The sequence below is a fragment of the Enterobacter sp. Lyrl_3 genome (genome assembly GCF_051948675.1).
GTDB classification, from domain to species: Bacteria; Pseudomonadota; Gammaproteobacteria; order Enterobacterales; family Enterobacteriaceae; genus Enterobacter; species Enterobacter cloacae.
In genome coordinates, this window is record NZ_JAYJLI010000002.1 from 102,082 (window position 1) to 125,849 (window position 23,768).

The 23,768-nt window shown below is 57.2% G+C and carries 21 protein-coding genes; 10 read left to right on the top strand and 11 right to left on the bottom strand.

Going from position 1 to position 23,768, the window contains the following annotated elements; all coding sequences use genetic code 11:
* Window positions 1-86: 86 nt before the first annotated feature.
* Together ydfG and VF709_RS05695 are read left to right on the top strand one after the other, a co-directional pair.
* On the top strand, window positions 87-833 hold the full coding sequence (gene ydfG / locus VF709_RS05690; protein ID WP_020688209.1) for a bifunctional NADP-dependent 3-hydroxy acid dehydrogenase/3-hydroxypropionate dehydrogenase YdfG: 747 nt from the start codon (window positions 87-89) through the stop codon (window positions 831-833).
* 91 nt (window positions 834-924) lie between these two features.
* Complete coding sequence (locus tag VF709_RS05695) at window positions 925-1,611, top strand: GntR family transcriptional regulator (RefSeq protein ID WP_013096780.1); 687 nt, start codon at window positions 925-927, stop codon at window positions 1,609-1,611.
* Window positions 1,612-1,643: 32 nt separating this feature from the next.
* Here the strand turns inward: VF709_RS05695 and VF709_RS05700 are convergent, their stop codons facing one another.
* Complete coding sequence (locus VF709_RS05700) at window positions 1,644-2,075, bottom strand: universal stress protein (RefSeq protein WP_038419309.1); 432 nt, start codon at window positions 2,073-2,075, stop codon at window positions 1,644-1,646.
* A 289-nt stretch (window positions 2,076-2,364) separates the two neighbouring features.
* Here VF709_RS05700 and ydfZ point away from each other — a divergent pair, with 289 nt between their 5' ends.
* Window positions 2,365-2,568 carry a putative selenium delivery protein YdfZ gene (gene ydfZ, locus VF709_RS05705; protein WP_014831738.1) on the top strand — a complete coding sequence of 68 codons (204 nt, stop codon included), beginning with the start codon at window positions 2,365-2,367 and terminating at the stop codon, window positions 2,566-2,568.
* A gap of 42 nt (window positions 2,569-2,610) precedes the next feature.
* Here the strand turns inward: ydfZ and VF709_RS05710 are convergent, their stop codons facing one another.
* From VF709_RS05710 to VF709_RS05740, 7 genes are all read right to left on the bottom strand, one after another.
* The gene (locus VF709_RS05710) at window positions 2,611-4,074 is read right to left on the bottom strand and encodes a mannitol dehydrogenase family protein (RefSeq protein WP_038419308.1); all 1,464 of its coding nucleotides are present in this window, start codon (window positions 4,072-4,074) and stop codon (window positions 2,611-2,613) included.
* A gap of 224 nt (window positions 4,075-4,298) precedes the next feature.
* A complete protein-coding gene (locus VF709_RS05715) occupies window positions 4,299-5,837 on the bottom strand; it encodes an MFS transporter (RefSeq protein WP_038419307.1) in 1,539 nt (512 codons plus the stop codon).
* A 27-nt stretch (window positions 5,838-5,864) separates the two neighbouring features.
* Entirely contained in the window at window positions 5,865-7,271 is a 1,407-nt protein-coding gene (uxaC, locus tag VF709_RS05720; protein ID WP_149896419.1) for a glucuronate isomerase, read from the bottom strand.
* Window positions 7,268-8,653, bottom strand: coding sequence for an MFS transporter (locus VF709_RS05725; protein WP_038980483.1), 1,386 nt, complete (start codon window positions 8,651-8,653; stop codon window positions 7,268-7,270). Before VF709_RS05725 ends, uxaC begins: the two co-directional genes overlap by 4 nt.
* Window positions 8,654-8,726: 73 nt before the next feature.
* Window positions 8,727-9,746 carry a Zn-dependent oxidoreductase gene (locus VF709_RS05730; RefSeq protein ID WP_149896420.1) on the bottom strand — a complete coding sequence of 340 codons (1,020 nt, stop codon included), beginning with the start codon at window positions 9,744-9,746 and terminating at the stop codon, window positions 8,727-8,729.
* Between the two features lie 14 nt (window positions 9,747-9,760).
* Window positions 9,761-10,975, bottom strand: coding sequence for a starvation-sensing protein RspA (rspA, locus tag VF709_RS05735; RefSeq protein ID WP_013096791.1), 1,215 nt, complete (start codon window positions 10,973-10,975; stop codon window positions 9,761-9,763).
* Window positions 10,976-11,086: 111 nt separating this feature from the next.
* On the bottom strand, window positions 11,087-11,413 hold the full coding sequence (locus VF709_RS05740; RefSeq protein WP_029882821.1) for a YnfA family protein: 327 nt from the start codon (window positions 11,411-11,413) through the stop codon (window positions 11,087-11,089).
* A 153-nt stretch (window positions 11,414-11,566) separates the two neighbouring features.
* On the opposite strand from VF709_RS05740, the gene VF709_RS05745 reads away from it, so the two are divergent.
* Window positions 11,567-11,905 carry a DUF1283 family protein gene (locus VF709_RS05745; protein WP_013096793.1) on the top strand — a complete coding sequence of 113 codons (339 nt, stop codon included), beginning with the start codon at window positions 11,567-11,569 and terminating at the stop codon, window positions 11,903-11,905.
* Entirely contained in the window at window positions 11,905-12,462 is a 558-nt protein-coding gene (gene speG, locus VF709_RS05750) for a spermidine N1-acetyltransferase (RefSeq protein ID WP_013096794.1), read from the top strand. Before VF709_RS05745 ends, speG begins: the two co-directional genes overlap by 1 nt.
* Window positions 12,463-12,479: 17 nt before the next feature.
* On the opposite strand, the gene VF709_RS05755 is transcribed toward speG, so the two are convergent.
* Window positions 12,480-13,190: a YnfC family lipoprotein gene (locus VF709_RS05755; protein ID WP_014831730.1), complete on the bottom strand. Its 711-nt coding sequence runs from the start codon at window positions 13,188-13,190 to the stop codon at window positions 12,480-12,482.
* 105 nt (window positions 13,191-13,295) lie between these two features.
* Between VF709_RS05755 and VF709_RS05760 the strand changes: the two genes are divergently transcribed.
* From VF709_RS05760 to dmsD, 5 genes are all read left to right on the top strand, one after another.
* Window positions 13,296-13,589, top strand: a complete 294-nt coding sequence (locus VF709_RS05760) for a DUF1161 domain-containing protein (protein ID WP_102752581.1) — start codon at window positions 13,296-13,298, stop codon at window positions 13,587-13,589.
* A 146-nt stretch (window positions 13,590-13,735) separates the two neighbouring features.
* A complete protein-coding gene (gene ynfE / locus VF709_RS05765; RefSeq protein WP_193144393.1) occupies window positions 13,736-16,174 on the top strand; it encodes a selenate/tellurate reductase subunit YnfE in 2,439 nt (812 codons plus the stop codon).
* Window positions 16,175-16,184: 10 nt separating this feature from the next.
* The gene (gene dmsB, locus VF709_RS05770; RefSeq protein ID WP_114519104.1) at window positions 16,185-16,802 is read left to right on the top strand and encodes a dimethylsulfoxide reductase iron-sulfur subunit DmsB; all 618 of its coding nucleotides are present in this window, start codon (window positions 16,185-16,187) and stop codon (window positions 16,800-16,802) included.
* Between the two features lies 1 nt (window position 16,803).
* Entirely contained in the window at window positions 16,804-17,658 is an 855-nt protein-coding gene (locus VF709_RS05775) for a dimethyl sulfoxide reductase anchor subunit family protein (protein WP_114518737.1), read from the top strand.
* A gap of 42 nt (window positions 17,659-17,700) precedes the next feature.
* A complete protein-coding gene (gene dmsD, locus VF709_RS05780; protein ID WP_020688218.1) occupies window positions 17,701-18,315 on the top strand; it encodes a Tat proofreading chaperone DmsD in 615 nt (204 codons plus the stop codon).
* A gap of 14 nt (window positions 18,316-18,329) precedes the next feature.
* Here dmsD and atzF read toward each other — a convergent pair whose 3' ends face one another.
* Both atzF and uca read right to left on the bottom strand, forming a co-directional pair.
* A complete protein-coding gene (gene atzF, locus VF709_RS05785) occupies window positions 18,330-20,129 on the bottom strand; it encodes an allophanate hydrolase (RefSeq protein WP_440231061.1) in 1,800 nt (599 codons plus the stop codon).
* Complete coding sequence (uca, locus tag VF709_RS05790; protein WP_440231062.1) at window positions 20,126-23,728, bottom strand: urea carboxylase; 3,603 nt, start codon at window positions 23,726-23,728, stop codon at window positions 20,126-20,128. The genes atzF and uca overlap by 4 nt, the downstream gene beginning before the upstream one ends.
* Window positions 23,729-23,768 lie beyond the last annotated feature (40 nt).

A 23,768-nucleotide genomic window follows, 5' to 3' on the forward strand; every position in this document is an offset into this window, starting at 1 on the left:
AATGCGGTCATACAAATGATGCCTTAACGCACCCTCTCAGGGCGTGCTATGTTAGTACAACACAAAAAGCGTTGAGGAACAGTGAGATGATTATTTTAGTTACCGGGGCAACGGCAGGTTTTGGTGAATGCATCACGCGTCGCTTCGTCGCCAACGGCCATAAGGTGATTGCCACCGGCCGCCGTCAGGAGCGTCTGCAGGAGCTGAAAGAAGAGTTGGGTGACAATATCCTGACCGCGCAGCTTGATGTGCGCAACCGCGCCGCCATTGAAGAGATGATTGCCAACCTCCCCGCGCAGTGGCGTGCCATTGACGTGCTGGTCAACAACGCCGGTCTGGCGCTGGGTATGGAGCCCGCGCACAAAGCCAGCGTGGAAGACTGGGAAAACATGATCGACACCAACAACAAAGGGCTGGTGTATATGACCCGCGCCGTGCTGCCAGGCATGGTGGAGCGCAATCGCGGCCACATTATCAATATCGGCTCGACCGCCGGAAGCTGGCCGTATGCGGGCGGCAACGTCTATGGTGCGACAAAAGCGTTCGTGCGTCAGTTCAGCCTGAACCTGCGTACCGATCTGCACGGCACCGCCATTCGCGTCACGGATATCGAGCCGGGCCTGGTGGGCGGTACCGAGTTCTCCAACGTGCGTTTCAAAGGCGATGACGCGAAAGCAGATAAAACCTACGAAAATGCCAACGCGCTGACGCCGGAAGATGTCACCGAAGCAGTCTGGTGGGTCGCGACGTTGCCAAACCACGTCAATATCAACACCGTAGAGATGATGCCTGTCAGCCAGAGCTTTGCCGGACTTAACGTCCATCGAGGCTAACTCTGCCCTTCCCGGCCTGCGGGCCGGGTCTGTATCAGGGTATAAAAGAATGGTAGTATGTTCAGGCTAACTCTCTGAGAAATGACAACTCATGGCCGCTGAATCGCAACTCAATCCCACCCAGCCCGTTAACCAGCAAATCTATCGCATATTACGACGTGATATTGTGCATTGCCTGATCCCGCCTGGTACCCCGCTTTCAGAAAAAGAGGTATCCGTGCGTTTTGACGTTTCCCGTCAGCCCGTACGTGAGGCGTTTATCAAGCTTGCTGAAAACGGCCTGATTCAGATCCGCCCGCAGCGCGGCAGCTATGTGAATAAAATATCGCTTTCTCAGGTCCGTAACGGCTGTTTTGTCCGTCAGGCCATTGAGTGCGCGGTGGCCCGGCGTGCGGCCACGCTGATGAATGACAACCAGTGTTACTGGCTTGAGCAAAACCTGCATCAGCAGCGTATTGCCATCGACCGCAAACAGCTTAACGACTTCTTTCAGCTCGATGATGAGTTTCACCAGAAGCTGGCGCAAATTGCCGATTGTCAGCTGGCCTGGGATACCATTGAAAACATTAAAGCCACGATCGACCGTGTGCGTTATATGAGTCTTGACCACGTCTCGCCACCGGAAATGTTGCTTCGACAGCATTATGATATTTTCAGCGCGCTGGAAAAACGCGACCCTGACGGTGTGGAAAAAGCGATGACCGTCCATCTGCAGGAGATCAGCGAATCCGTGCAGCTTATTCGGCAGGAAAACAGCGAGTGGTTTAGCGAAGATTAAATTCGCCGCCCCCTTTCGGCGCGGCGGAGAGATTAGCGTACAACCAGGACCGGAATAGTGGCGTAGCGCAGGATAGATTCCGCATTTGAACCCAGCAGATGCGTGGTGATAGTCGGGTTTTTTGAACCGATAACAATCACGTCATATTCCCCTTCTTTGCTCATCCTGATAATTTCATCGCGCACGTTGCCGAAACGCACCTCACAATGAATGTCCTCCGGGGAGAGATCGAAGAGACGCGTTAACTCCTTCATCTTTTTGCTGGATTCCGCGGTCATATACTCTTCAAACTTCCTGATATCTGCATTGAATCCGCGCAGTAACGAGCGGCTGCTGTTGGGCAGAATGTTGACCAGGGTTATCGATGCACCTTCAGCCTTCGCCAGGTTAGCCGCGTGCCGCACCGCTTTATCGCTTAAATTCATTTCAAACACATCAACAGGCATCAAGATTTTCTTATACATAAGCCTGACTCCTTATTTCCAGGAAACGTTATTTACTGCATCCAGAGTGCCATCAGGAATATAAACCAGACTTAAACGCTCACTGGTTGAAATTATCAATTAAAGAAAATAACTGTCCGCTTTGTAAATTACCGTCGTGAACCGTCATCGCCCTGCCGAAATGAAGAAAAAAGTGTGAGTTTGATCAAAAACAAAAAAATGATGTCCAGAGAGGCGTATTTATAGTGCCCCGTGGACGGCACAACCTGAAATAGCGCCGTAACGGATGTGTTAGCGAGGAGAAAATACCATGATGACTTACGACCGTAACCGTAATGCAATTACCACCGGCAGCCGCGTAATGATTAACGGCACCGGGCATACCGGGGTAATTAAAGCGATCCACAGCGACGGACTGGATGCCGCGCAGGTACGTCGCAGCAAAACGGTGGAAGTGGAAGGATGCGAAGGTAAGTTCGAACCGATTGAACTGATTCGCCTGGGTATGCACTAACCGGTGCGACATCATGCCGCCGCGAACGGCGGCATGACTGCATTACAGCAGTGCCGCGTACTGCGCAACCGTGGCTTTCGCGCCCTTTTGCAGAAGGGTCTGATACGCCGTCATGACCGCCTCCACAAAGCACGTGTCGTGCGGCAGTTCCTTACCGAAGATGGCTTCAATGCCCAGCAGGGCTTTCACCCGACTTTCCCCTTCCGCGCTCCCGTTGACCGCGGCCTGAATCACCGCCAGCTGAGGATCGCTCACGTCGATGGCGTTCCCCTGTTCATCCACCCCGCCGACATAGCGCATCCAGCCCGCCACACCCAGCGCCAGCAGTGGGAAAGGTTTCTGATGCACCAGATGCCAGCGCACGGAGTCGAGCATACGCTGCGGAAGTTTCTGGCTGCCGTCCATCGCGATTTGCCAGGTCCGGTGGCGCAGGGCCGGGTTGCTGTAGCGCGCTATCAGCAGATCGGCATAGTGGCCTAAATCAGCCCCTTTTACTTTCAGCGTCGGCGCCTGCTCTTTCAGCATCAGCGCGTGGGCGGCACGACGGTAGTGTTCATCTTCCATACAGTCGTTAATGTGCTGATAACCCGCCAGATAGCCAAGGTAGGCCAGGAAAGAATGGCTGCCGTTGAGCATCCGCAGCTTCATCTCTTCAAACGGAATAACGTCGGCCACCAGCTCCGCCCCCGCCTTTTCCCACTGCGGACGTCCGGCGACAAAGTTATCTTCAATCACCCACTGACGGAACGGCTCGCAGGCCACGCCCGCCGGATCGCGTACGCCGGTCAGCTGCTCGATTTTATCCAGCGTTTCCGGCGTCACCGCAGGCACAATACGATCCACCATGGTTGACGGGAAGGTGACGTTGGCCTCAATCCACGCGGCCAGCTCCGCGTCGACCGCGCGGGCATAGGCGCAGGTGACATTGCGCATAACGTGGCCGTTCTCCGGCATGTTATCACAGGACATAACGCTAAAGGCAGGCAGCCCCGCCGCTTTGCGTCGCGCCAGCGCTTCAACCACCACACCCGGCGCAGATTTAGGCTGATGCGGGTTTTGCAGGTCGGCCGCAATCAATGAGTGATCGAGCATCAGTTTGCCCGTGGCCGGTGAGTGGTAGTAGCCTTTTTCGGTGATGGTGAGCGACACAATCGCCACCTGCGGCTCACACATCGCCGCCAGTACGGCCTCCAGCCCGTCAACCTGCGCGTGCAGCGCATTTTTGACCACACCGACGACCCGTGATGTCCACGCGTCCGCCGACATTTCGGCCACGGTATAGAGGTTATCCTGCGCGTTCAGATCGGCAATCTGCTGTTCGCCACCAATCAGGTTCACTTCTGTGTAACCCCAGTCGCTGCCGTGTTCAGCGGCCAGAATATCGGCGTACACCGCCTGGTGTGCACGGTGGAACGCGCCAAACCCTAAATGAACAATGCGTGCCTGGAGGCTGCCGCGATCGTACTGAGGCAGCGTCGCTTTCGCCTGTAATAATCGGTTTTCCATGGTTGAGACTCGTTTAATTAAGGAAGCTGAGTTCTGCGACCGCACGTTGGCGCGCGGCCGCGCATGCTGACTACACCAGCCAGAATGGCAGTAACCCCCTGGTGCCTTGCCCACCACCATACGGGTTATGTTCAGCGGAACATTGATTTACATTAACTTTGCGCCAACTGGTGTGATATCAAAATTAAGTTGTGTGACATCTTTCAAAAAGATATATACCAAGGTCACACAAGATTACGCGCCGGTTCTGCGCCTGAACGGCCAGCGGGCTCACGGCACAGCCTGTCGTAGGAATACCCCGTCAAATCTTCCACCACACGGCGTGCTTCGGCGGACACCAGCTGGGGAGAACCGTTTGCTTTCAGGCGGTCCAGTTCATCCACGAAGATCTTGTGCGTACGCTTGTTCAGATGGAACGTTAATGCCTGCCACAACGCCAGGATGAGTAAGCCCGCAGTCCCGATGAACATCAGCATTGCGATGGTATGAATGGCCTCCTCCGGCTGTGTCTGGCTGCCCTTCACAAAGCCGCCATTCTGTAACAGCAGCCCCACAATAAAGGTGGCGATAGCCACGGTCGTTTTGCGGGAGAAGGTCATCACCGCCGCGAACAACCCCTCGCGACGCTGGCGGCTAACCATCTCGTCAATATCGGGGATGAACGGGAAGACGTTCCATGGCGTAAACTCCAGCACACAGCGACCGACCTGATATAACCCGGCCAGAACAACCAGCGTCGCGACGGTATTAAGTGCCGGAATTTGATACACAGCGAAAAAGCCGCCCAGGCAGAGCATCATCAGCGAGTAGGCAAACACATACAGCTTCGACGGCCCGAATTTAATGATCCCCACTCCCGCAATCAGCGTGACAGGCAGGCCGACGATACTCATCGACAGCAGTGTGCCGGCAAGCGACGAAGAGACATTCAGGCAGTAAACACAGAAGAAGACAAATACGGTGTTGTAGACATCTTTCCCGGTAAACGACAGCAGGTAGATGGCAAGGTGTTTTCTGAAGGCCCGGATTTTCAGCGTTGAACCATACTCTTTAAAGAGACGACCAAAGGCAGCCAGCTTTTGCGTCAGCGTTCGGGGCGCCGTGCTTGTTTCAAGCTCGGCCAGCATTTCCGGGGTTAACTCGCGTTCCCAGGTCACCTTCCACGAGATAAAGACGCAAACCATAAACAGGACGGCAAAAATAACGCCGTTAATCAGATAAGCATGGGCGCTGTTTTCCCCAAAATAGCCAATCAGCAGCCCCGGAATGAACGTCGCAAGGAAGGTACCGGACGCAGAAAGGAACATGCGACAGGTAGAAAGTTTGGTGCGCTGGTTAAAGTCTTTTGTCATTTCCGATGGCAGCGTTTCCCAGGGGATCAATACCATCGCGGCGATAATTTCAAACGCCAGATAGACCGCGAGATAAAAACCGTAGGTCATGCCATCAAGCCACAGTAACGCATAGACCAGCATTAACGGCGCGCCGATCAGCAAAAAGAAGCGTCGACGACCAAATTTTTTACCAAAATAGTTTTTGTAAAAATGATCGGTGAAACTTCCCATAAACAGACTGACAATGGCATCAACAATACGCGCGATGGCGACAATGGAGGCTGCCTCAACCGGCGATAGCCCAACGAATGTCGTATAGAAAAATAACAGCCAGGCGCCGATCACGGTAAATGCACCGCCACCCATAATATCCGTTAGTCCGTAGCCGATACTAACCGGAATGGTAATTTTTTTAGCCGCACGAGACATATTTCATCCCCACTTGATGAAGTGAATTTAAAATTTGAAATAATTCTTAGCGTTGTCGTGGCAAATATTTTTAATCATCCGCGTGAGAATATCGTTATTATCAGGGACTTCTCCCCGCTCCACCCAACCGCCGATCATATTGCATAGAATGCGGCGAAAATAATCGTGACGGGTATAGGAGACCAGGCTACGCGAGTCGGTCAGCATGCCGACAAAATTCATTAACAGCCCCTGATCTGCCAGGCTGTTGAGCTGGTTTTCCATCCCGCGACGGGTGTCGTTAAACCACCAGCCGGAGCCGAATTGCATCGGTGATTTCACTCCCAGTTCTGCACTCTGAAAATTGGCGATCGTCGTCGCGACAATATCGTTGTAGCTGGGGTTGAGGTTATACAGAATGGTTTTCGGCAGCGCGTCTGCAAGGGCCATGGCATCCAGCAGCTGATTAATATTCGCAGCAAGATTGACCTGATCCGTCAGTGAATCAAACCCGATATTTATGCCCAGGGCACGGTACATGCGGGTATTATTATTGCGTATCGCACCGAAGTGTATCTGCATGGCCCAGTCATGCTGTCGGTAATAACGCGCCAGCATGATAAAAATAGCACTGTCAAGAATCGCGCTATCTCGCGCGTTGAGATGTTCACCCTGCCGTTTACGGACAAATATCGATTCCACGATACTGTCATCCGCAGCCTGATAATGGATCTCCACAGGGCCATGATCCGAAATACGGCACCCCATGTTGTGGAACCAGGCAATACGCTCACCGAGCGCAGCAGCGAAATCGCTAAAGGCGTGAATGGACCGCCCCGTCAGCTCCGCTAATCGATCGGTAAAGTCGGCGAACTGATGCGCATCCGGCGTAAAAACGTCATCCGGGCGGAATGTCGGTAATACCTTGACGTTGAATGTTGCGTCATCGCGCAATAACTGATGGTAACGCAGGTCATCCAGCGGGGCATCTGTGGTACAAATGACCTCCACCTTTGAGCGTTTAATCAGTTCGCGGGGCGTAAAATCAGGCTGTTGTAATAAACGATTACAGCGCTCCATTATTTCACGCCAGTTATGGCTGCCCAGCGGTTCATCACAGGAAAAATAGTGATGCAGTTCTAAATGCGTCCAGTGATAGAGCGGATTGCCATAACTGGCGTCGACCGTTTCAGCCCACGCCGCAAATTTTTCTTCCGCGGTGGCGCTGCCCGTAATGTATTTTTCATCTATACCGTTGGCGCGCATAGCGCGCCATTTGTAGTGATCGCCTGCAAGCCAAAGCTCGGTAATGTTCTCCAGCGGTTTATTTTCGAAAATATCTTTCGCAACCAGATGACAGTGATAGTCAATTATCGGCAATTCTTTCGCGACGTCGCGATATAACGCAACGCCCCTGGCGTTGCTAATCATAAAGTTATCATTAATGAAACTCATAGCAGCGCTCCATATTTGCGTGACTCACCAGCCTTATCGTTCAGCGCCTGTGGTTCAGCCGCGTCTTGTGCCGCGCTCAAATCACGGTCGCGCACTTCCGGCATGAAAATGGCTGAAACCAGACCAATTACGGAATAGGCAATCAGCATCGCGACAATCGGCCACCAGGAGCCGGTCATGTTGCAGAAGATCCCCGCCAGCACCGGACCAAAGCCCACCGCCACCAGACCGCCCGCCTCTTTGGAGATAGCCATGCGGGTAAAGCGATTACGCGAGCCAAACATCTCCGCCATGGTGATGTTTTCCAGCGCGAACAACCCCAGCACAGCGAAGTTATGAATGACAATAATCGAGAGCATAATGACGCCCGGCGCATAGCTTTTATCGACGATAATCGACAGCATCGGGTACGCCAGAATGATGGCGGAAACGTTGAGGAGGATATACGGCAGACGGCGACCGACTTTGTCCGACAGCCAGCCCAGCAGCGGGATAGAGATAAACCCGAGGATTGAACTTATCATCAGCGCGTCGGTGGGGATCGCTTTATCAAACAGCAGCGTCTGTACCAGATACCCGGCAAGGAACGTCTGGATCAGACCGGAGTTACCCGCCTGACCAAAACGCAGCCCGGTGGCCAGCCAGAAGGATTTGCTTTTCACCATCGCCCCAAGGGAGGTATCCGGCTTCGCCACCGGTACGGCAGCTTCAGCGTCGTTCACTTTTTCGAAGACCGGGCTCTCTTTCAGGTTCATACGCAGCCAGATGGCAAAGATCATCACGACGACGCTGGCCAGGAACGGCACGCGCCAGCCCCATGCCACCAGTTCTTCACGATCGAGAGCAAAGAACATCACCGCCCAGATCGCCGTGGCACTCAGGGTTCCGCAGTTGGTCCCCATCGCCACCAGCGAGGAGATGATCCCGCGTTTGCCCTTTGGCGCATACTCGGCCAGCATGGTTCCCGCACCGGAGATTTCTGCCCCGGCACCCAGCCCCTGAATAATGCGCAGCGTCACCAGCAGGACCGGCGCAAAAATGCCAATCTGGCCGTAGGTCGGCAACACGCCAATCAGGGTGGTACAGATCCCCATCATGGTGATGGTAATAAACAGCACCTTTTTACGACCGATCCGGTCGCCCATTCTGCCGAAGATAAAGGCGCCGACAATGCGCGCAATATAGCCTGCGCCGTAGGTCCCCATCGCCAGGATCAGCGCCATGGCCGCGGACTGTTCCGGGAAAAAGATCTCATGGAAGACCAGCGCGGCCCCCAGCGAGTAGAGCTGAAAATCCATAAACTCCAGCGCGGTACCCAGCCAGCCGGATACGGCAGCTTTCACCAGATCTGAAGTCGTTCTTTGAGGTTGTGCTTGAGTCATAATGGCTATCTCTGCAAGGTAAGATGCGTACCACTCAGAGCCTGTCTGCGCAGGCTCTTAACCGCGTAAATTATTATTGGTCGAAGGTGAGCAAGACTTTGCAGCACTGCCGCTGGTCTTTCTCAAACAGTTCGATGGCGTCTGTCACGTGGTGGTAGTCAAAGGTGTGGGTAATCAGTTTTTCAGGATCGATCAGCCCCTTTTCCAGCCAGTCGATCACGACCGGGAATTTGTTGGCATTCAGGCGCGAGGAGAATATCGACAGCTCTTTGCCGGTGATCCCCTGCTGAACAATCTGGCTCGGATCGCTGGAAAAGCCCATCAGCACGATACGTGCCGCCGGGGAAGCCAGGGTTATCGCTTCCTGCAGAATCGACGGATGACAGGCGGCATCAATAATTAACGTCGGTTTGATGCCTTTTTCTTCCAGCGCCTTATGCAAATCAAGATTACCGTTGTTCAGGACCCAGTCCGCGCCGCTGCGTTGCGCCATCGCCAGCCGTTCATCAATGCGGTCGACGACAATCACCTGCCTGACGTTGTAGACACCTTTCAGCGCCTGCACGGTAACCAGCCCCATCGGGCCCGCGCCATACACCAGGGCGATATCCTGTTCCGTGGGTTTTGCCTGCCCGGTGACGTTGGCGGCAATGGTAAAGGGCTCGACCATCACGGCGTGTTTATCGGGAATGGCGTCCGGGATGGGCCACGTATTTTTCGCCGGTACCACGGCGTATTCCGCAAAACCGCCGTCGCGATGCACGCCGAGCACGACCAGGGAGGTACACACGTTCGGTTTACCCACCGAGCACGGATAGCAGTGCCCGCAGCTGATCACCGGATCGACGGAAACCCGCTGCCCCAGGCGTCCGGGGTCAACGCCCTCGCCCGTGGCGTCAATCACACCAAAAAATTCGTGACCGATAACGCGCGGATATTTCGCGAAGGGGTTATGTCCGCGGTAGATATGGCTGTCGGAGCCGCAGATCCCGGCAAGTTTAATGCTGACGCGCACTTCCCCTGCCCCCGGTTGCGGGAGTGGACGCTCTTCAATCACCAGCTGGTTGGGCTGTTGGATCACTACGCTTTTCATCGTTCGCTCCTCGTTTACCAGTTCCACAGCGTGCCGTCTTCCAGACGAGCCACAGGCAGGTAGGCCGGATCGTACGGGTATTTCGCGGCCAGCTTTTCGTCGAACTCAATACCCAGACCCGGCTTGTCGCCCGGGTGCATATAGCCGTTGTCGAAGCGCCAGTTGTGCGGGAAGACTTCAAGCATCTGTTCGGAATAGCCCATATATTCCTGCACGCCGAAGTTCGGCACCCACAGGTCGAAGTGCAGCGCGGCAGCATGGCAAATCGGCGACAGATCGGACGGGCCGTGTGACCCGGTCCGCACCTGGTAGAGCGAGGCAAAGTCTGCAATACGACGCATGCCGGTGATCCCGCCAGCATGGGTAATGGTGGCGCGAATGTAGTCGATAAGCTGCTCTTCAATCAGCTGTTTGCAATCCCAGATGCTGTTAAAGACTTCACCCACGGCAATCGGCGTGACGGTGTGCTGGCGGATCAGGCGGAAGCACGCCTGGTTTTCAGCAGGCGTAGGATCTTCCATCCAGAACATGCGGAATTCTTCGATGCTCTTACCGAAACGCGCCGCTTCAATTGGCGTCAGGCGGTGGTGCATGTCATGCAGCAGATGTTCGTTGAAGCCAAATTTACTGCGCACCGCGTCGAACAGCTTCGGCGTGAAGTCGAGGTATTTCTCGGTGGACCACAGCTGCTCTTCCGGCCAGTCCCCTTTGGTGGCAGGCTCATACGCCAGCCCTTTCCCCTTGGACATGCCGTAGGTGGTTTTCATTCCCGGCACGCCGCACTGGACGCGGATCGCCTTAAAGCCCATCTCTTTGTGACGGGCGTAATCTTCCAGCACGTCGTCAATGGTATGCCCGGTGGTGTGGCAGTAGACCATTACCCCTTCACGGGAAGCGCCACCCAGTAGCTGGTAAAGCGGCATATTGGCGGCTTTGGCTTTGATATCCCACAGCGCCATATCCACGGCAGAGATTGCCGACATGGTGACCGGGCCGCGACGCCAGTACGCGCCTTTATAGAAAAACTGCCAGATATCTTCGATGCGGTGCGCATCGCGGCCAATCAGTTGCGGGCAGAGGTGGTCTTTCAGGTAAGAGGCGACGGAGAGTTCGCGTCCGTTTAGTGTGGCATCGCCAAGACCGACGATGCCTTCATCGGTCGTAATTTTAAGGGTGACAAAGTTACGCCCCGGGCAGGTGACAAATACTTCAGCCCCGACAATCTTCATAATTCCTTTCCTTACATCGCATGTTGTGATGCAGGAAATTTACGCAACTGAGCTACTACCATACAAGTATAATGATCAAAATATCCGCGAGCGATCACAAAATCAGGGCGCTCAGGCGCGCCCCCAGCCCGCCACGATGATCAGCATGCCGCACAGGGCAATCAGAGCCCCGGCCCAGTCGTAGGCGCTGAGTTTTACCCCATCGACCACGCGTAACCATAGCAGCGCGGTGCAGACATAAACCCCGCCGTAGGCGGCATAGACGCGACCACTGGCCGCCGGATGGAGCGTTAACAGCCAGACAAACAGCGCCAGCGCGATGCCCGCCGGGATCAGCAGTAACACGGTTGCCCCTTTCTTCAGCCAGAGCCAGGGAAGGAAGCAGCCGATAATTTCACAGAGCGCGGTGGCAAAAAATAACAGCGTTGTTTTGATCATATTTCATTTCAGGTGAGGATTTATTTAACCATCATACCTGATGATACGGTTTACTTTTCCATACCCGCGCCGCGGGTATGCCGTCATTTCTGTTTGGTGTAGAATCTGAACAGGGTAACGTGATTATCTGCACCGATTCAAAAAGGAAACGCTATGAGTACATTAAGCAAACGCCTTTGTCTGACCGCCGCACTGGCGCTGTCAACGCTCGCCTTCGCTGCAACGGCTACCGCCGAAACCAGCAAACTCATTATTGAGTCTGGCGATAGCGCGCAGAGCCGCCAGAATGCCGCAATGGACAAAGAACAATGGAATGACACCCGCAGCCTTCGTCAGAAGGTGAACAAGCGTGCTGAGAAAGAGTGGGACAAAGAAGATGTCGCCTTTGACGCACGTGATAAGTGTCAGCAAAGCGCGAACGTTAATGCCTACTGGGAGCCAAACACCCTGCGCTGCCTGGATCGTCGTACGGGTCGTACGGTAGCACCGTAATGCCGGGTCTTGAGGTTAAACTGCGTCCGCTGGAGCGTGAAGATTTGCGCTTCGTCCACCAGCTCGACAACAACGCCAGCGTGATGCGCTACTGGTTTGAAGAGCCGTACGAGGCGTTTGTCGAGCTGTCCGATCTGTACGATAAACACATTCACGATCAAAGCGAACGCCGCTTTGTGGTGGAGTGTGAAGGCGAAAAAGCCGGGCTGGTTGAGCTGGTGGAGATCAACCACGTGCATCGCCGGGCGGAATTCCAGATCATTATCTCCCCGGAGCATCAGGGTAAAGGCCTGGCCTCGCGGGCGGCGAAGCTGGCGATGGACTACGGTTTCAACGTTCTGAATCTGTATAAGCTCTATCTCATCGTCGATAAAGAGAACGAAAAAGCGATCCATATCTACCGTAAGCTGGGCTTTATGGTGGAAGGCGAGCTAATCCACGAGTTCTTTATCAACGGGGAATACCGCAACACCATTCGCATGTGCATTTTCCAGCACCAGCATCTGGCCGGACACAAACCGTCTGGTGCCAGCCTGCTGAAACCTACCGCGCAGTAACCTGCGCGGCTTTACTCTCAGTAGTATTCAATGGTGTTTTTTATGCTGTACTTGCGCTCAACCGCGGGTTTAACGCTGTCGTCGGTGATGGTCAGGTCGCAGCTCACCGGGTTATTGTGCCGGTCGTAATCGCAGCTCTGCTTCACATTCCCCAGCGGTTTGTCATTCAGTAAACTCACGGCCGAGTAATCCATTCTTTTGCGCAGATCCTTCGAGGGTGTCGACTGTACGGATAAGTGCTGATCCCCGGAAACGGTGGTTTTACCGAGCGGGTAGCCGTCCGCGTCATAGCGATATTTCACTTCCATCTCTTTACCGTGCGCCGCGACCACAAATCCGTTGTCATCGGTATCCCACGTTACACCGGCAGACGGCAGCTCGGCCAGCTGGCATTTGCCCTGCAGTTTCACTTTTCGCTGCTGGGTTTCTGCATCGATGTAGTAGTTGGCATCCAGCACCAGCGCAACGCCGGTATTCGCTTCAAGATCGTGCAGCTCAAGCGTATCAAAGCACCCTTCTGTCGACATCGTCCCGGTCACCCGTTTGGAGACCTCGCCCTTGTCGTTAAACAGCGTCTGGGTAAAGTCTTTGACCGGGCCGCGCAGCGGGTCAAAATCAAACTCATTCGAAAAACTCGCCATCTCAGGCGTGAACGACAGCGGCGCGGAATTGTTGTCGCACCCCACCAGTGTCGCGGCCAGTAGCGTTATCGCTGCGTATTTCTTCACATCATTTACCGATTCAGGGAGATTATTCCCAATCATATTAGCAAATACAGTTGTTTACACGAACCCTGCTAAAATTAATCTACACACAGAGAAAAGGAGCTACAGATGAAACGGTTACCCTGGATTACCGCCCTGCTGTTAATGAGTGCCTCTACCGCCGCGCTGGCGGCACCGGATTCCTGCGAACGTGTAAAAAGCGACATTCAGCAGAAAATCATCAACAACGGCGTGCCGGAATCTGGCTTTACGCTGAACATCGTACCCAACGATCAGGCCGATCGTCCGGATGCGCAGGTTGTTGGGCATTGTGCCAATGATACCTTCAAAATTTTGTACACTCGCACAGGCAGCGGGGCTGCTGCTGGCGCGCAGGAGAATCCGCAAGGCGAACCGCAGTGATTTTTAACCACTTTCCTTGCATCAATCCCCCTTGAATTGATGAGGATTAATATTTAATACCTCCAAATAAGTAACACTCACCCCATCATTAGCCCGGTTGTAATCACGGGCGAAAATAATAGTCAATTAAAATGATGGGGTGAGTCATGTCCGATGTCGAACATCACGGTGGAATTAGCCGCCGAACACTCGTTAAGTCCACCGCGATAGGTTCTCTGGCGCTTGCCGCCGGTGGTATCTCGTTGCCGTTTGGATTGAAAAGCGCCGCTGCTGCAGTGCAAAACACCGTACAGCCTGCTGAAGATAAAGTGGTCTGGGGAGCCTGCTCGGTGAACTGCGGCAGCCGCTGCGCGCTGCGCCTGCATGTCCGTGACGACGAAGTTTACTGGGTGGAAACGGATAATACCGGGGAGGATATCTACGGCAATCATCAGGTGCGCGCCTGTCTTCGCGGACGCTCCATCCGCCGTCGCATTAATCACCCTGACCGCCTTAACTACCCGATGAAGCGCGTGGGCAAACGCGGTGAAGGTAAATTTGAGCGCATCTCCTGGGATGAAGCGCTGGATACCCTGACCCGCAGCCTGAAAAATGTAGTGGAAAAATACGGCAACGAAGCGGTGTACATTAACTACTCCTCCGGCATTGTCGGCGGCAATATCACCCGCTCTTCCCCTTACGCCTCGCTGGTGGCGCGCCTGATGAACTGTTACGGCGGCTTCCTGAGCCACTATGGCACCTACAGTACTGCGCAAATTTCCTGCGCGATGCCGTACACCTACGGCAGCAATGATGGCAACAGCACCTCCGACATTGAAAACACTAAACTGGTGGTGATGTTCGGCAATAATCCGGCGGAAACGCGTATGAGCGGCGGCGGGATCACCTACTACCTCGATCAGGCGCGTGAACGCTCAAATGCGCGGATGATCGTCATCGACCCGCGTTATACCGACACCGCTGCCGGACGTGAAGATGAATGGATCCCGATTCGCCCGGGTACCGATGCCGCGCTGGTAGCCGGACTTGCATGGGTATTAATCAACGAAAATCTGGTTGACCAGCCGTTCCTCGATAAATACTGCGTTGGCTATGACGAAAAAACGCTGCCGGAAGGTGCGCCTGCTAACGGACACTACAAAGCGTATATCCTCGGCCAGGGCGACGATAATACGCCAAAAACCCCGGAGTGGGCCTCACGCATCACCGGTATTCCTGCGGATCGCATCGTCAAGCTGGCGCGCGAGATTGGCTCGGCAAAACCCGCCTATATCTGCCAGGGCTGGGGACCGCAGCGCCAGGCCAACGGTGAACTGACGTCGCGCGCCATCGCCATGCTGCCGATCTTAACCGGCAACGTGGGTATCAACGGCGGTAACAGCGGCGCGCGCGAATCGACCTATACCATCACCATCGAACGGATGCCGCTGCCGGAAAACCCGGTAAAAACGCAGATCTCCTGCTTTAGCTGGACGGATGCTATCGCCCGCGGCCCGGAAATGACCGCCCTGCGCGACGGCGTGCGCGGCAAGGATAAGCTGGATGTGCCGATCAAGTTCATCTGGAACTATGCCGGTAATACCATCATCAACCAGCACTCCGACATCAACAAAACCCACGATATTCTGCAGGACGAAAGCAAGTGCGAAACCATCGTGGTGATCGACAACTTTATGACTTCTTCGGCGAAATACGCCGACATCCTGCTGCCGGACCTCATGACCGTCGAGCAGGAAGACATCATCCCGAACGATTATGCGGGCAATATGGGCTATCTGATTTTCCTGCAGCCCGTTACCGCGCCGAAGTTTGAGCGTAAGCCCATCTACTGGATCATGAGCGAAGTGGCGAAACGCCTCGGGCCGGACATCCATCAGAAATTCACCGAAGGCCGGACACAGTCGCAGTGGCTGCAGTATCTGTACGCCAAAATGCTGGCGAAAGATCCGCAGCTTCCGTCCTATGACGAACTGAAAAAAATGGGCATTTATAAGCGCAAAGATCCCAACGGACACTTCGTGGCGTATAAAAAATTCCGCGATGATCCGGATGCCCATCCGCTCAAAACCCCGTCAGGCAAGATTGAAATTTACTCCAGCAAGCTGGCAGAGATTGCCGCCACCTGGGAGCTGGAAAAAGATGAAACCATCAGCCCACTGCCGGTGTACGCCTCAACGTTTGACGGCTGGGATGCCCCGGAACGTAAAACATACCCGCTGCAGCTGTTTGGCTTCCACTTCAAGGCGCGCACCCACTCCAGCTACGGCAACGTGGATGTGCTTAAAGCCGCCTGTCGTCAGGAGGTATGGCTCAATCCGGTTGATGCGGCACAACGCGGTATTCAAAACGGCGATATGGTACGTGTGTTTAACGACCGCGGCGAAGTGCGCATTGCCGCGAAAGTCACCCCGCGCATCATGCCCGGCGTCAGCGCGATGGGCCAGGGGGCCTGGCACGACGCCAACATGAACGGCGATCGGATCGACCACGGCTCATGCATCAACACGTTGACCACCCATCGCCCGTCACCGCTGGCGAAAGGCAACCCGCAGCACACCAATCTGGTGCAGATCGAGAAGGCGTAAGGAGTAACCGATGACAACCCAGTATGGATTTTTTATTGACTCCAGCCGTTGCACCGGGTGCAAAACCTGCGAGCTGGCCTGCAAGGATTACAAAGACCTGACCCCGGACGTCAGCTTCCGCCGGATCTACGAATACGCGGGCGGCGACTGGCAGGAGGATAACGGCGTCTGGCATCAGAACGTCTTTGCCTATTACCTGTCGATTGCCTGTAACCATTGTGAAGACCCGGCCTGCACCAAAGTGTGCCCGAGCGGGGCAATGCACAAGCGTGACGACGGGTTTGTGGTGGTGGATGAGGATGTCTGCATCGGCTGCCGCTACTGCCATATGGCTTGTCCGTACGGTGCGCCGCAGTACAACGCTGCCAAAGGCCACATGACCAAGTGCGACGGCTGCCACGACCGCGTCGCAGAGGGCAAAAAGCCGATTTGCGTGGAGTCCTGTCCGCTGCGCGCGCTGGACTTCGGCCCGATTGACGAGCTGCGTAAAAAACACGGCCAGCTTGCGGCCGTCGCGCCGCTGCCGTCCGCGCACTTCACCAAGCCAAGCATTGTGATTAAACCTAACGCCAACAGCCGCCCGACGGGAGATACCTCCGGCTATCTGGCAAACCCGAAGGAGGTGTGAGATGGGAAGTGGATGGCATGAATGGCCGCTGGTGATCTTCACCGTTTTTGGGCAGTGCGTGGCCGGGGCGTTGCTCGTCAGCGGTCTGGCATGGATGAGGGAGAGTGACGAGGCGGTCCGAACCCGCATCGTGCGCAGCATGTTCTTTTTATGGCTGGTCATGGGCGTTGGCTTTATCGCATCGGTGATGCACCTGGGCTCCCCGCTCAGGGCGTTTAACTCCCTGAACCGTGTTGGCGCGTCGGCGCTCAGCAACGAGATCGCGGCAGGCTCGGTCTTCTTTGCCGTCGGTGGCTTCTGGTGGCTGGTGTCGGTTATCGGTAAAATGCCGCCCGCATTGGGTAAAGTATGGATGGTGGTGAGCCAGATCCTGGGGATTGTGTTTGTCTGGGCCATGACCCGCGTGTATCAGATCGATACGGTTCCGACCTGGTACACCGGCTACACCACGCTGGCCTTTTTCCTGACGATGGCGCTGGGCGGCCCGCTGTTTGCCGCCCTGCTGCTTCGCGCTGCTGGCACCGCCTTCAGAGGCACGTGTGCCGCATCGGTGAGCGTACTGGCGCTGCTGCTGAGCGTGGCGGTGATTGTGCTGCAGAGTAACGAACTGGCGACGCTACACAGCTCCGTACAACAGGCCAGCGCCCTGCTGCCGGACTATGGCGCATGGCAAGTTGGCCGTATCATACTGGTCGCCGCCGGATTAGGCTGCTGGCTGTGCCCGCTCATCCGGCGCCAGGGGCCGAAAACCCTTGCGCTCTTTGCAGGCCTGGCGCTAGTTGTCGTGGGTGAACTGATCGGCCGCGGTCTGTTCTATGGTCTGCACATGACGGTAGGTATGGCGATTGCCGGTTAACACAGGCGCGCGGGTTCGCCCGCGCGAGCAAGGAAGGTTGTAATGATAGATGTCTCACAGCGTGAAGCGTTCGCGTTCAGCGCCCGGGTACTGGGCGCATTGTTTTACTATTCACCCGACAGCGAGCACGTTGCGCCGCTGGTCAACGCCCTGACCGCTGGCGACTGGGTTACGGACTGGCCGCTGCCGCAGGCGGCGCTGCAGCCCATCGCCGACACCTTTACGGTATCTGCCGATGAGCCCGTCACTGACGCCTGGCAACGGCTGTTTATTGGCCCCTATGCGCTGCCCGCACCGCCGTGGGGTTCCGTATGGCTGGATCGTGAATCCGTGCTGTTTGGGGATTCAACCCTCGCCCTGCGTCAGTGGATGCGGGAAAACCAGATTGCCTTTGAGATGCAGCAGAACGAACCGGAAGATCATTTTGGTACGTTGCTGCTGCTGGCCGCGTGGCTCACTGAGAACGGACGCGAGACGGAACGCGACCAGCTTCTGGCGTGGCACCTGCTGCCGTGGAGCACCCGTTTTCTCTCCGTGTTTGTTGAAAACGCCGGGCACCCGTTCTATACCGCACTGGGAAAACTCGCGCAGCTGACGCTTGCGGACTGGCAATCTACCTTACTGATCCCGGTCGCAGAAAAACCGCTCTACCGTTAACCGCGCTGGCTTGCTCACGCATGATGAGCAAGCCAGGCTCGCCAGCCACCGAATCGCGTAATCTCCTGTGCTCCCTCTAATCCTGCCTCCTCGCAGATAAACCCGGTCAGCCAGCGCCCGTCCTGAAGTTCGACTTTTCCCAGCCCCAGCGGTGCGGGGATCCCGGCCAGAAACGATCCCACTTCGCTGTGCGGTAGCGCCCACACCTCTACGGCTATTGCGGAACCCTGTTCTGTTGCCCGCACCATGCCTGGCCGTTTGCCGTCTGCCAGGGCAAAGAGCCGATAATGCGGGGCGCTGGTGGTGGCTTCTACATACGTCGCCCCGCGCTGGCGCAGTTGATGATTCAGCGCCAGCCCGTCCAGGTGCGCGCCGCACACCACCAGATACATCCGGTCATCGGTGGCGGTCGAAACAGGTGCATCCCCTTGCATCTCGCGCCCGCCGGGCAGGGTTAACATTTGGTGACGTTGTAACGCATCGGCCAGGCTGAGCAGATACTGGTCGGTAAACGCGCGGCCAAACAGCGTTATGCCGGAAGGCAAGCCGTTGGCCATAAACCCTGCCGGGACCGCCACGGCAGCGTAATCAAGCAGGTTCATAAAGTTGGTGTAAAGCCCAAGCTCAGAGTTGCGTTTGACCGGTTCCTCCGCCAGCTCGGCCAGACTCACCGGGCGCGGATAAGTGGGAGTTAACACGCACTCAAGCCCCGCCAGTATGGCATCGCACTCGCTTTTATAGGCCTGAAGCTGGTACTGCGCTTCAAACGCCGCTACCGCACTCATGGCAGGCGCTTTTTGCAGTACATTGCGGATCACCGGCAGCACCGCGTCCGGCTGTTGCTCAATCAACGCGCCCGCCACGTGGTAGCGCTCGGCCACCCACGGGCCGTCATAGAGCAGTTTTGCTGCCGCCAGGAACGGCGAAAAGTCGATGGTCACCGGCACGCCGCCAAGGGCGATCAGCCTCTCCTTTGCGGTGTGATACAGCGCCTCGCTCTCTGCGCAGCCGAGAAACTCCAGCGTGTCCGGCACGCCAAAGCGAAAACCGGCTGCCGGTACGCCAAATGCCTGCGCTCCGTTCCAGGACGGGTTAGCACGGCTGTAGTCATCACGCGCGTCTTTCGTCGCCGTCAGCGCCAGCAGTTGGCTGGCCTCCGCTGCCGTTCTGGTGAAGAACGTTACGCAGTCCAGCGTGCGGCAGGCGGGCACCACACCCGCTGTCGAGATCAGCCCTTTGGTCGCCTTCAGCCCGACCAGATTATTGAGAGAGGCCGGAACGCGCCCGCTCCCGGCGGTATCGGTGCCCAGGGCAAAGCTCGCCAGCCCCAGCGCCACAGCCAGCGACGAGCCCGCGCTTGAGCCACCGGACGGATACTCCGGATGCACACTGTTGCGACACGCACCAAATGGTGAGCGCGTGCCGTTTAAGCCGGTCGCGAACTGGTCGAGATTGGTTTTCCCCAGCGGGACCGCCCCCAGCGCGATCAACTGCGACACTATCGTCGCATCCTGCTCTGCCCGGTACGCAAAGGCCGGACAGGCGGCGGTGGTCTCAATACCCGCCAGATCGATATTGTCTTTAATGGCAAACGGCACGCCATAGAGCGGCAACGATGCCGGATCCACGCCGTCCAGCGCGGCCAGATACGGCTCCAGCTCGTCGGGCATGAGAAGATAAATAAAGGCGTTAAATTCCGGGTTCAGCGCCAGCGCGCGCTCGCGCAGGGCAAGGATAACCGCGCGAGGACGGAGCTGACCGGAACGGTATGCCTGCGCCAGAACATCAAGGCGTAAATCAAAAAGGTGCTTCATGCTGTTTTCTCCAGGACCACCACACACTGACCCGCGCGCACCGATGAACCCGGCTGCACGCGCACCTGGCTGACCACCCCGTCCTGGGTTGCGACCAGCGGGATCTCCATCTTCATGGACTCCAGTACCACCAGCACATCGCCTTCGCGCACGGTGTTACCGACTTCAACGTTTACCTGCCACAGGTTGCCCGATACCGGGCTGTCAATCCCGGCCTGTCCGGGTGCCAGCGGCGCGTCTTCGGCGTCTGTTACCAGCACCTCGCTGCTGTCAAAATGGGCCTGACCGTTGGCGGCCCAACGCTCACGCTCGGCGTCAAACGCGGCCTGCTGATGCGCGCGGAACGCCTCAATCTCCGGCGCCTCGTAGGCCAGGAATTGCTGATACTCCGCCAGCTTCAGCGTGGTGTGTTCGATGCGCAGCGGATAACGCCCCAGCGGGAAATCCCGGCGGATGGTGAGCAACTCTTCGGCTGAGACCGGATAAAAGCGGATCTGGTCGAAGAAGCGCAGTAGCCAGGGCTTGCCGCCAAAATCCTCCACGGCGTGATAGCGATTCCACATCTGCAGCGTGCGTCCGACAAACTGATACCCGCCCGGCCCCTCCATGCCATAGACGCAAAGGTAGGCCCCGCCAATACCCACCGAGTTTTCCGCCGTCCAGGTGCGTGCCGGGTTGTATTTGGTGGTCACCAGACGATGACGCGGATCGAGCGGTGTCGCGACCGGCGCGCCCAGGTAGACATCTCCCAGCCCCATCACCAGATAGCGGGCGTCGAACACCGTTTTATAGACCTCATCGATATTCGCCAGATCGTTGATACGACGGATAAACTCCAGGTTGCTCGGACACCATGGCGCATCCCGGCGCACGGTGGTCATGTATTTATCGATAGCCTTCTGGCACGCGGGATCGTCCCAGGAGAGCGGCAGCCAGACCACGCGCGACGGCACGTCCAGCGACGCCTGCCCGCATACGTCCTGCCACAGCCCGGCCACCGTCTCCAGCAGCGCTTCCAGACTCAGCGTTTCCGGCTGATAGTGAATCTGCAGGGAGCGGATCCCCGGCGTGAGGTCGATAATCCCCGTCAGCGCGCGCGTTTCCAGCGCCTGCATCAGAGCGTGGGCACGAAAACGCAACACCAGATCCAGTTCGGGCTCGCCTATCTCCAGCAGCAGATGGGTATCGCCGGATAACCTCGCCACCAGCCGTTTATCGTCCTCCCCCACCTCCAGCACCACCGGCGAGCTCAGCCCGACAGGTTGCCACGGCATGACCTGCGGCGTCAGGCTGGCGATTTGCGCTGCCTGCCCCTGCGCCAGCCGTCGGGCGGTGGAAACGTCCACCGGCATAAAGCGCACTTTATCGCCCGCTTTCAGCTGGCCAACCGCGTGTAGATCCGCCTCGATGACGGTGACCGGGCAGACAAATCCCCCCAGACTTGGGCCGTCGGGGCCGAGGATCACCGGCATATCGCCGGTGAAATCCACCGCGCCAATGGCGTACGGGTTGTCGTGGATGTTCGACGGGTGCAGCCCCGCTTCGCCGCCGCTGTCGCGTACCCATTCCGGTTTCGGGCCGATCAGACGCACGCCCGTCCGGCTGGAGTTAAAATGTACCTCCCACTCGGTAGCAAAAAAGGCCGCCATATAGCCCGGCGTAAAATACTCCGGCGCACCATGCGGACCGTAAATCACCCGCAGCTCACGCACCCCATCCAGGCTGGTGCGCAGGGCCTGCGGCAGCTCCCCGTCCGCGACAGGTTCGGTCAATGGGGACAGATGCAGCACGTCACCTGTGCGCAGTGCTCGTCCGGCGTGACCGCCAAACTGCCCGAGGGTAAAGGTGCTTTTGCTGCCCAGATAATCCGGCACCTCAAACCCGCCGCGCAGGCAGAGATAGCTGCGCACGCCGTCACCCTGAATATCGCCCATACGCAGCGTGCTTCCCGCCCGGACGCGGAAAACGCGGTTGTTTGCCAGCGGCACGCCGTCCAGCGTCAGCGCAATGGCTGCGCCGGTCACCGCCAGCTGCGCGTCGCAGTAGAATTTCAGCGTCGGGCCGCTGAGGGTGATCTCCAGCGCGGCGGCCCCCTCCTCATTGCCCAGCAGACGGTTGCCGAGACGCAGCGCCAGGCTGTCCATCGGCCCGGAGGGCGGCACCCCGACGGCCCAGTAGCCCGTGCGCCCCGGATAATCCTGCACCGTGGTTTGCGTCCCGGCGCTGAGCACCTCCAGCGTGAAGGCCTGATAGTCCAGCGTCTCTAAACAGCGGGTCCACGGCTCGCCACGGGCGAACGGCGGGAAGGTTAAAATCTGCTGCAAATAGCTGCGGTTGGTTTCCACGCCGTAGAGACGCGTCTCTCCCAGCGCGGTGTGCAGGACGCGGATCGCCGCCTCGCGCGTGGGCTGCCAGGCGATGATTTTGGCCAGCATCGGGTCAAAAAACGGCGGTACGTCGCAGCCGGACTCCATCCAGCTGTCGATGCGCAATGTGCGACGGTCGTTTTCCGGGAACACCACTTCGGTGAGTAGCCCTGGCGACGGCTGGAACTGACGGCCCGGATCTTCGGCGTAGACCCGCGCCTGAATGGCGTGTCCTTGTGGTTGCAGGCTGGCGCGCAGCTCCGCCAGCGGCGGCAGCGTTCCGGCCGCCAGGTCAATCATCCAGCGAACCAGGTCAACACCCCACACCTGCTCGGTGACGCCGTGCTCTACCTGCAGACGGGTGTTCACTTCAAGGAAGTAAAAGCGGGCCGTGTCGCTGTCGTAGACAAACTCCACGGTACCCGCGCTGCGGTAGTTGACCGCCTGGCCGAGTTTTATCGCCGCCTCGCACAGCGCGGTCTCCATGCCGTCCGGCAAGTTAGGCGCGGGCGTCTCTTCCAGCACCTTCTGGTTACGCCGCTGTACCGAGCAGTCGCGCACGCCGAGGGCAATCACCTCGCCTTTGCCGTCACCAAACAGCTGGACTTCCAGGTGACGCGCCCGCTCAATGTATTTTTCGATAAACACGCCCGCGTCGCTAAAGTTATTCTTGCCCAGGCGCACCACGGCATCGAAGGCGTCGCGCAGCTCTTCCGCGTGGTAACAGACGCGCATGCCGATCCCGCCGCCGCCCGCGGTGCTTTTCAGTATTACCGGGTAGCCCACTACCGCCACAGCGTGAACGGCCTCATCGACGTTAGCCAGCAGCCCGGTGCCTTCGAGCATCGGCACGCCGTGCGCTTTCGCCAGCGCACGGGCAGTATGTTTCAGGCCAAACAGGCGCAATTGTTCCGGCGTGGGGCCGACAAACGCAATGCCTGCGGCTTCGCAGGCTTCGGCAAATGCGGCGTTTTCCGACAGAAAACCGTAGCCCGGATGAATGGCCTGCGCACCGCTGGCTCTGGCGGCCGCGATGATCTTTTCGCTCACCAGATAGGTGTTCGCCGCCGGGCCCTCGCCCAGGCTCAGCGCCTCATCCGCTTCCCGGATATGCAGGCTGCTGAGATCGGCTTCGGAGTAGACCGCCACGCCGCGGATGTTCATGGCGCGCAGGGTGCGCAGAATGCGGCAGGCAATCGCCCCGCGGTTTGCAATCAGGAGTGTCGTCAACATAGGTCAGACTCAATCGTGGCGGGTCGTCCCGCCGAAAATC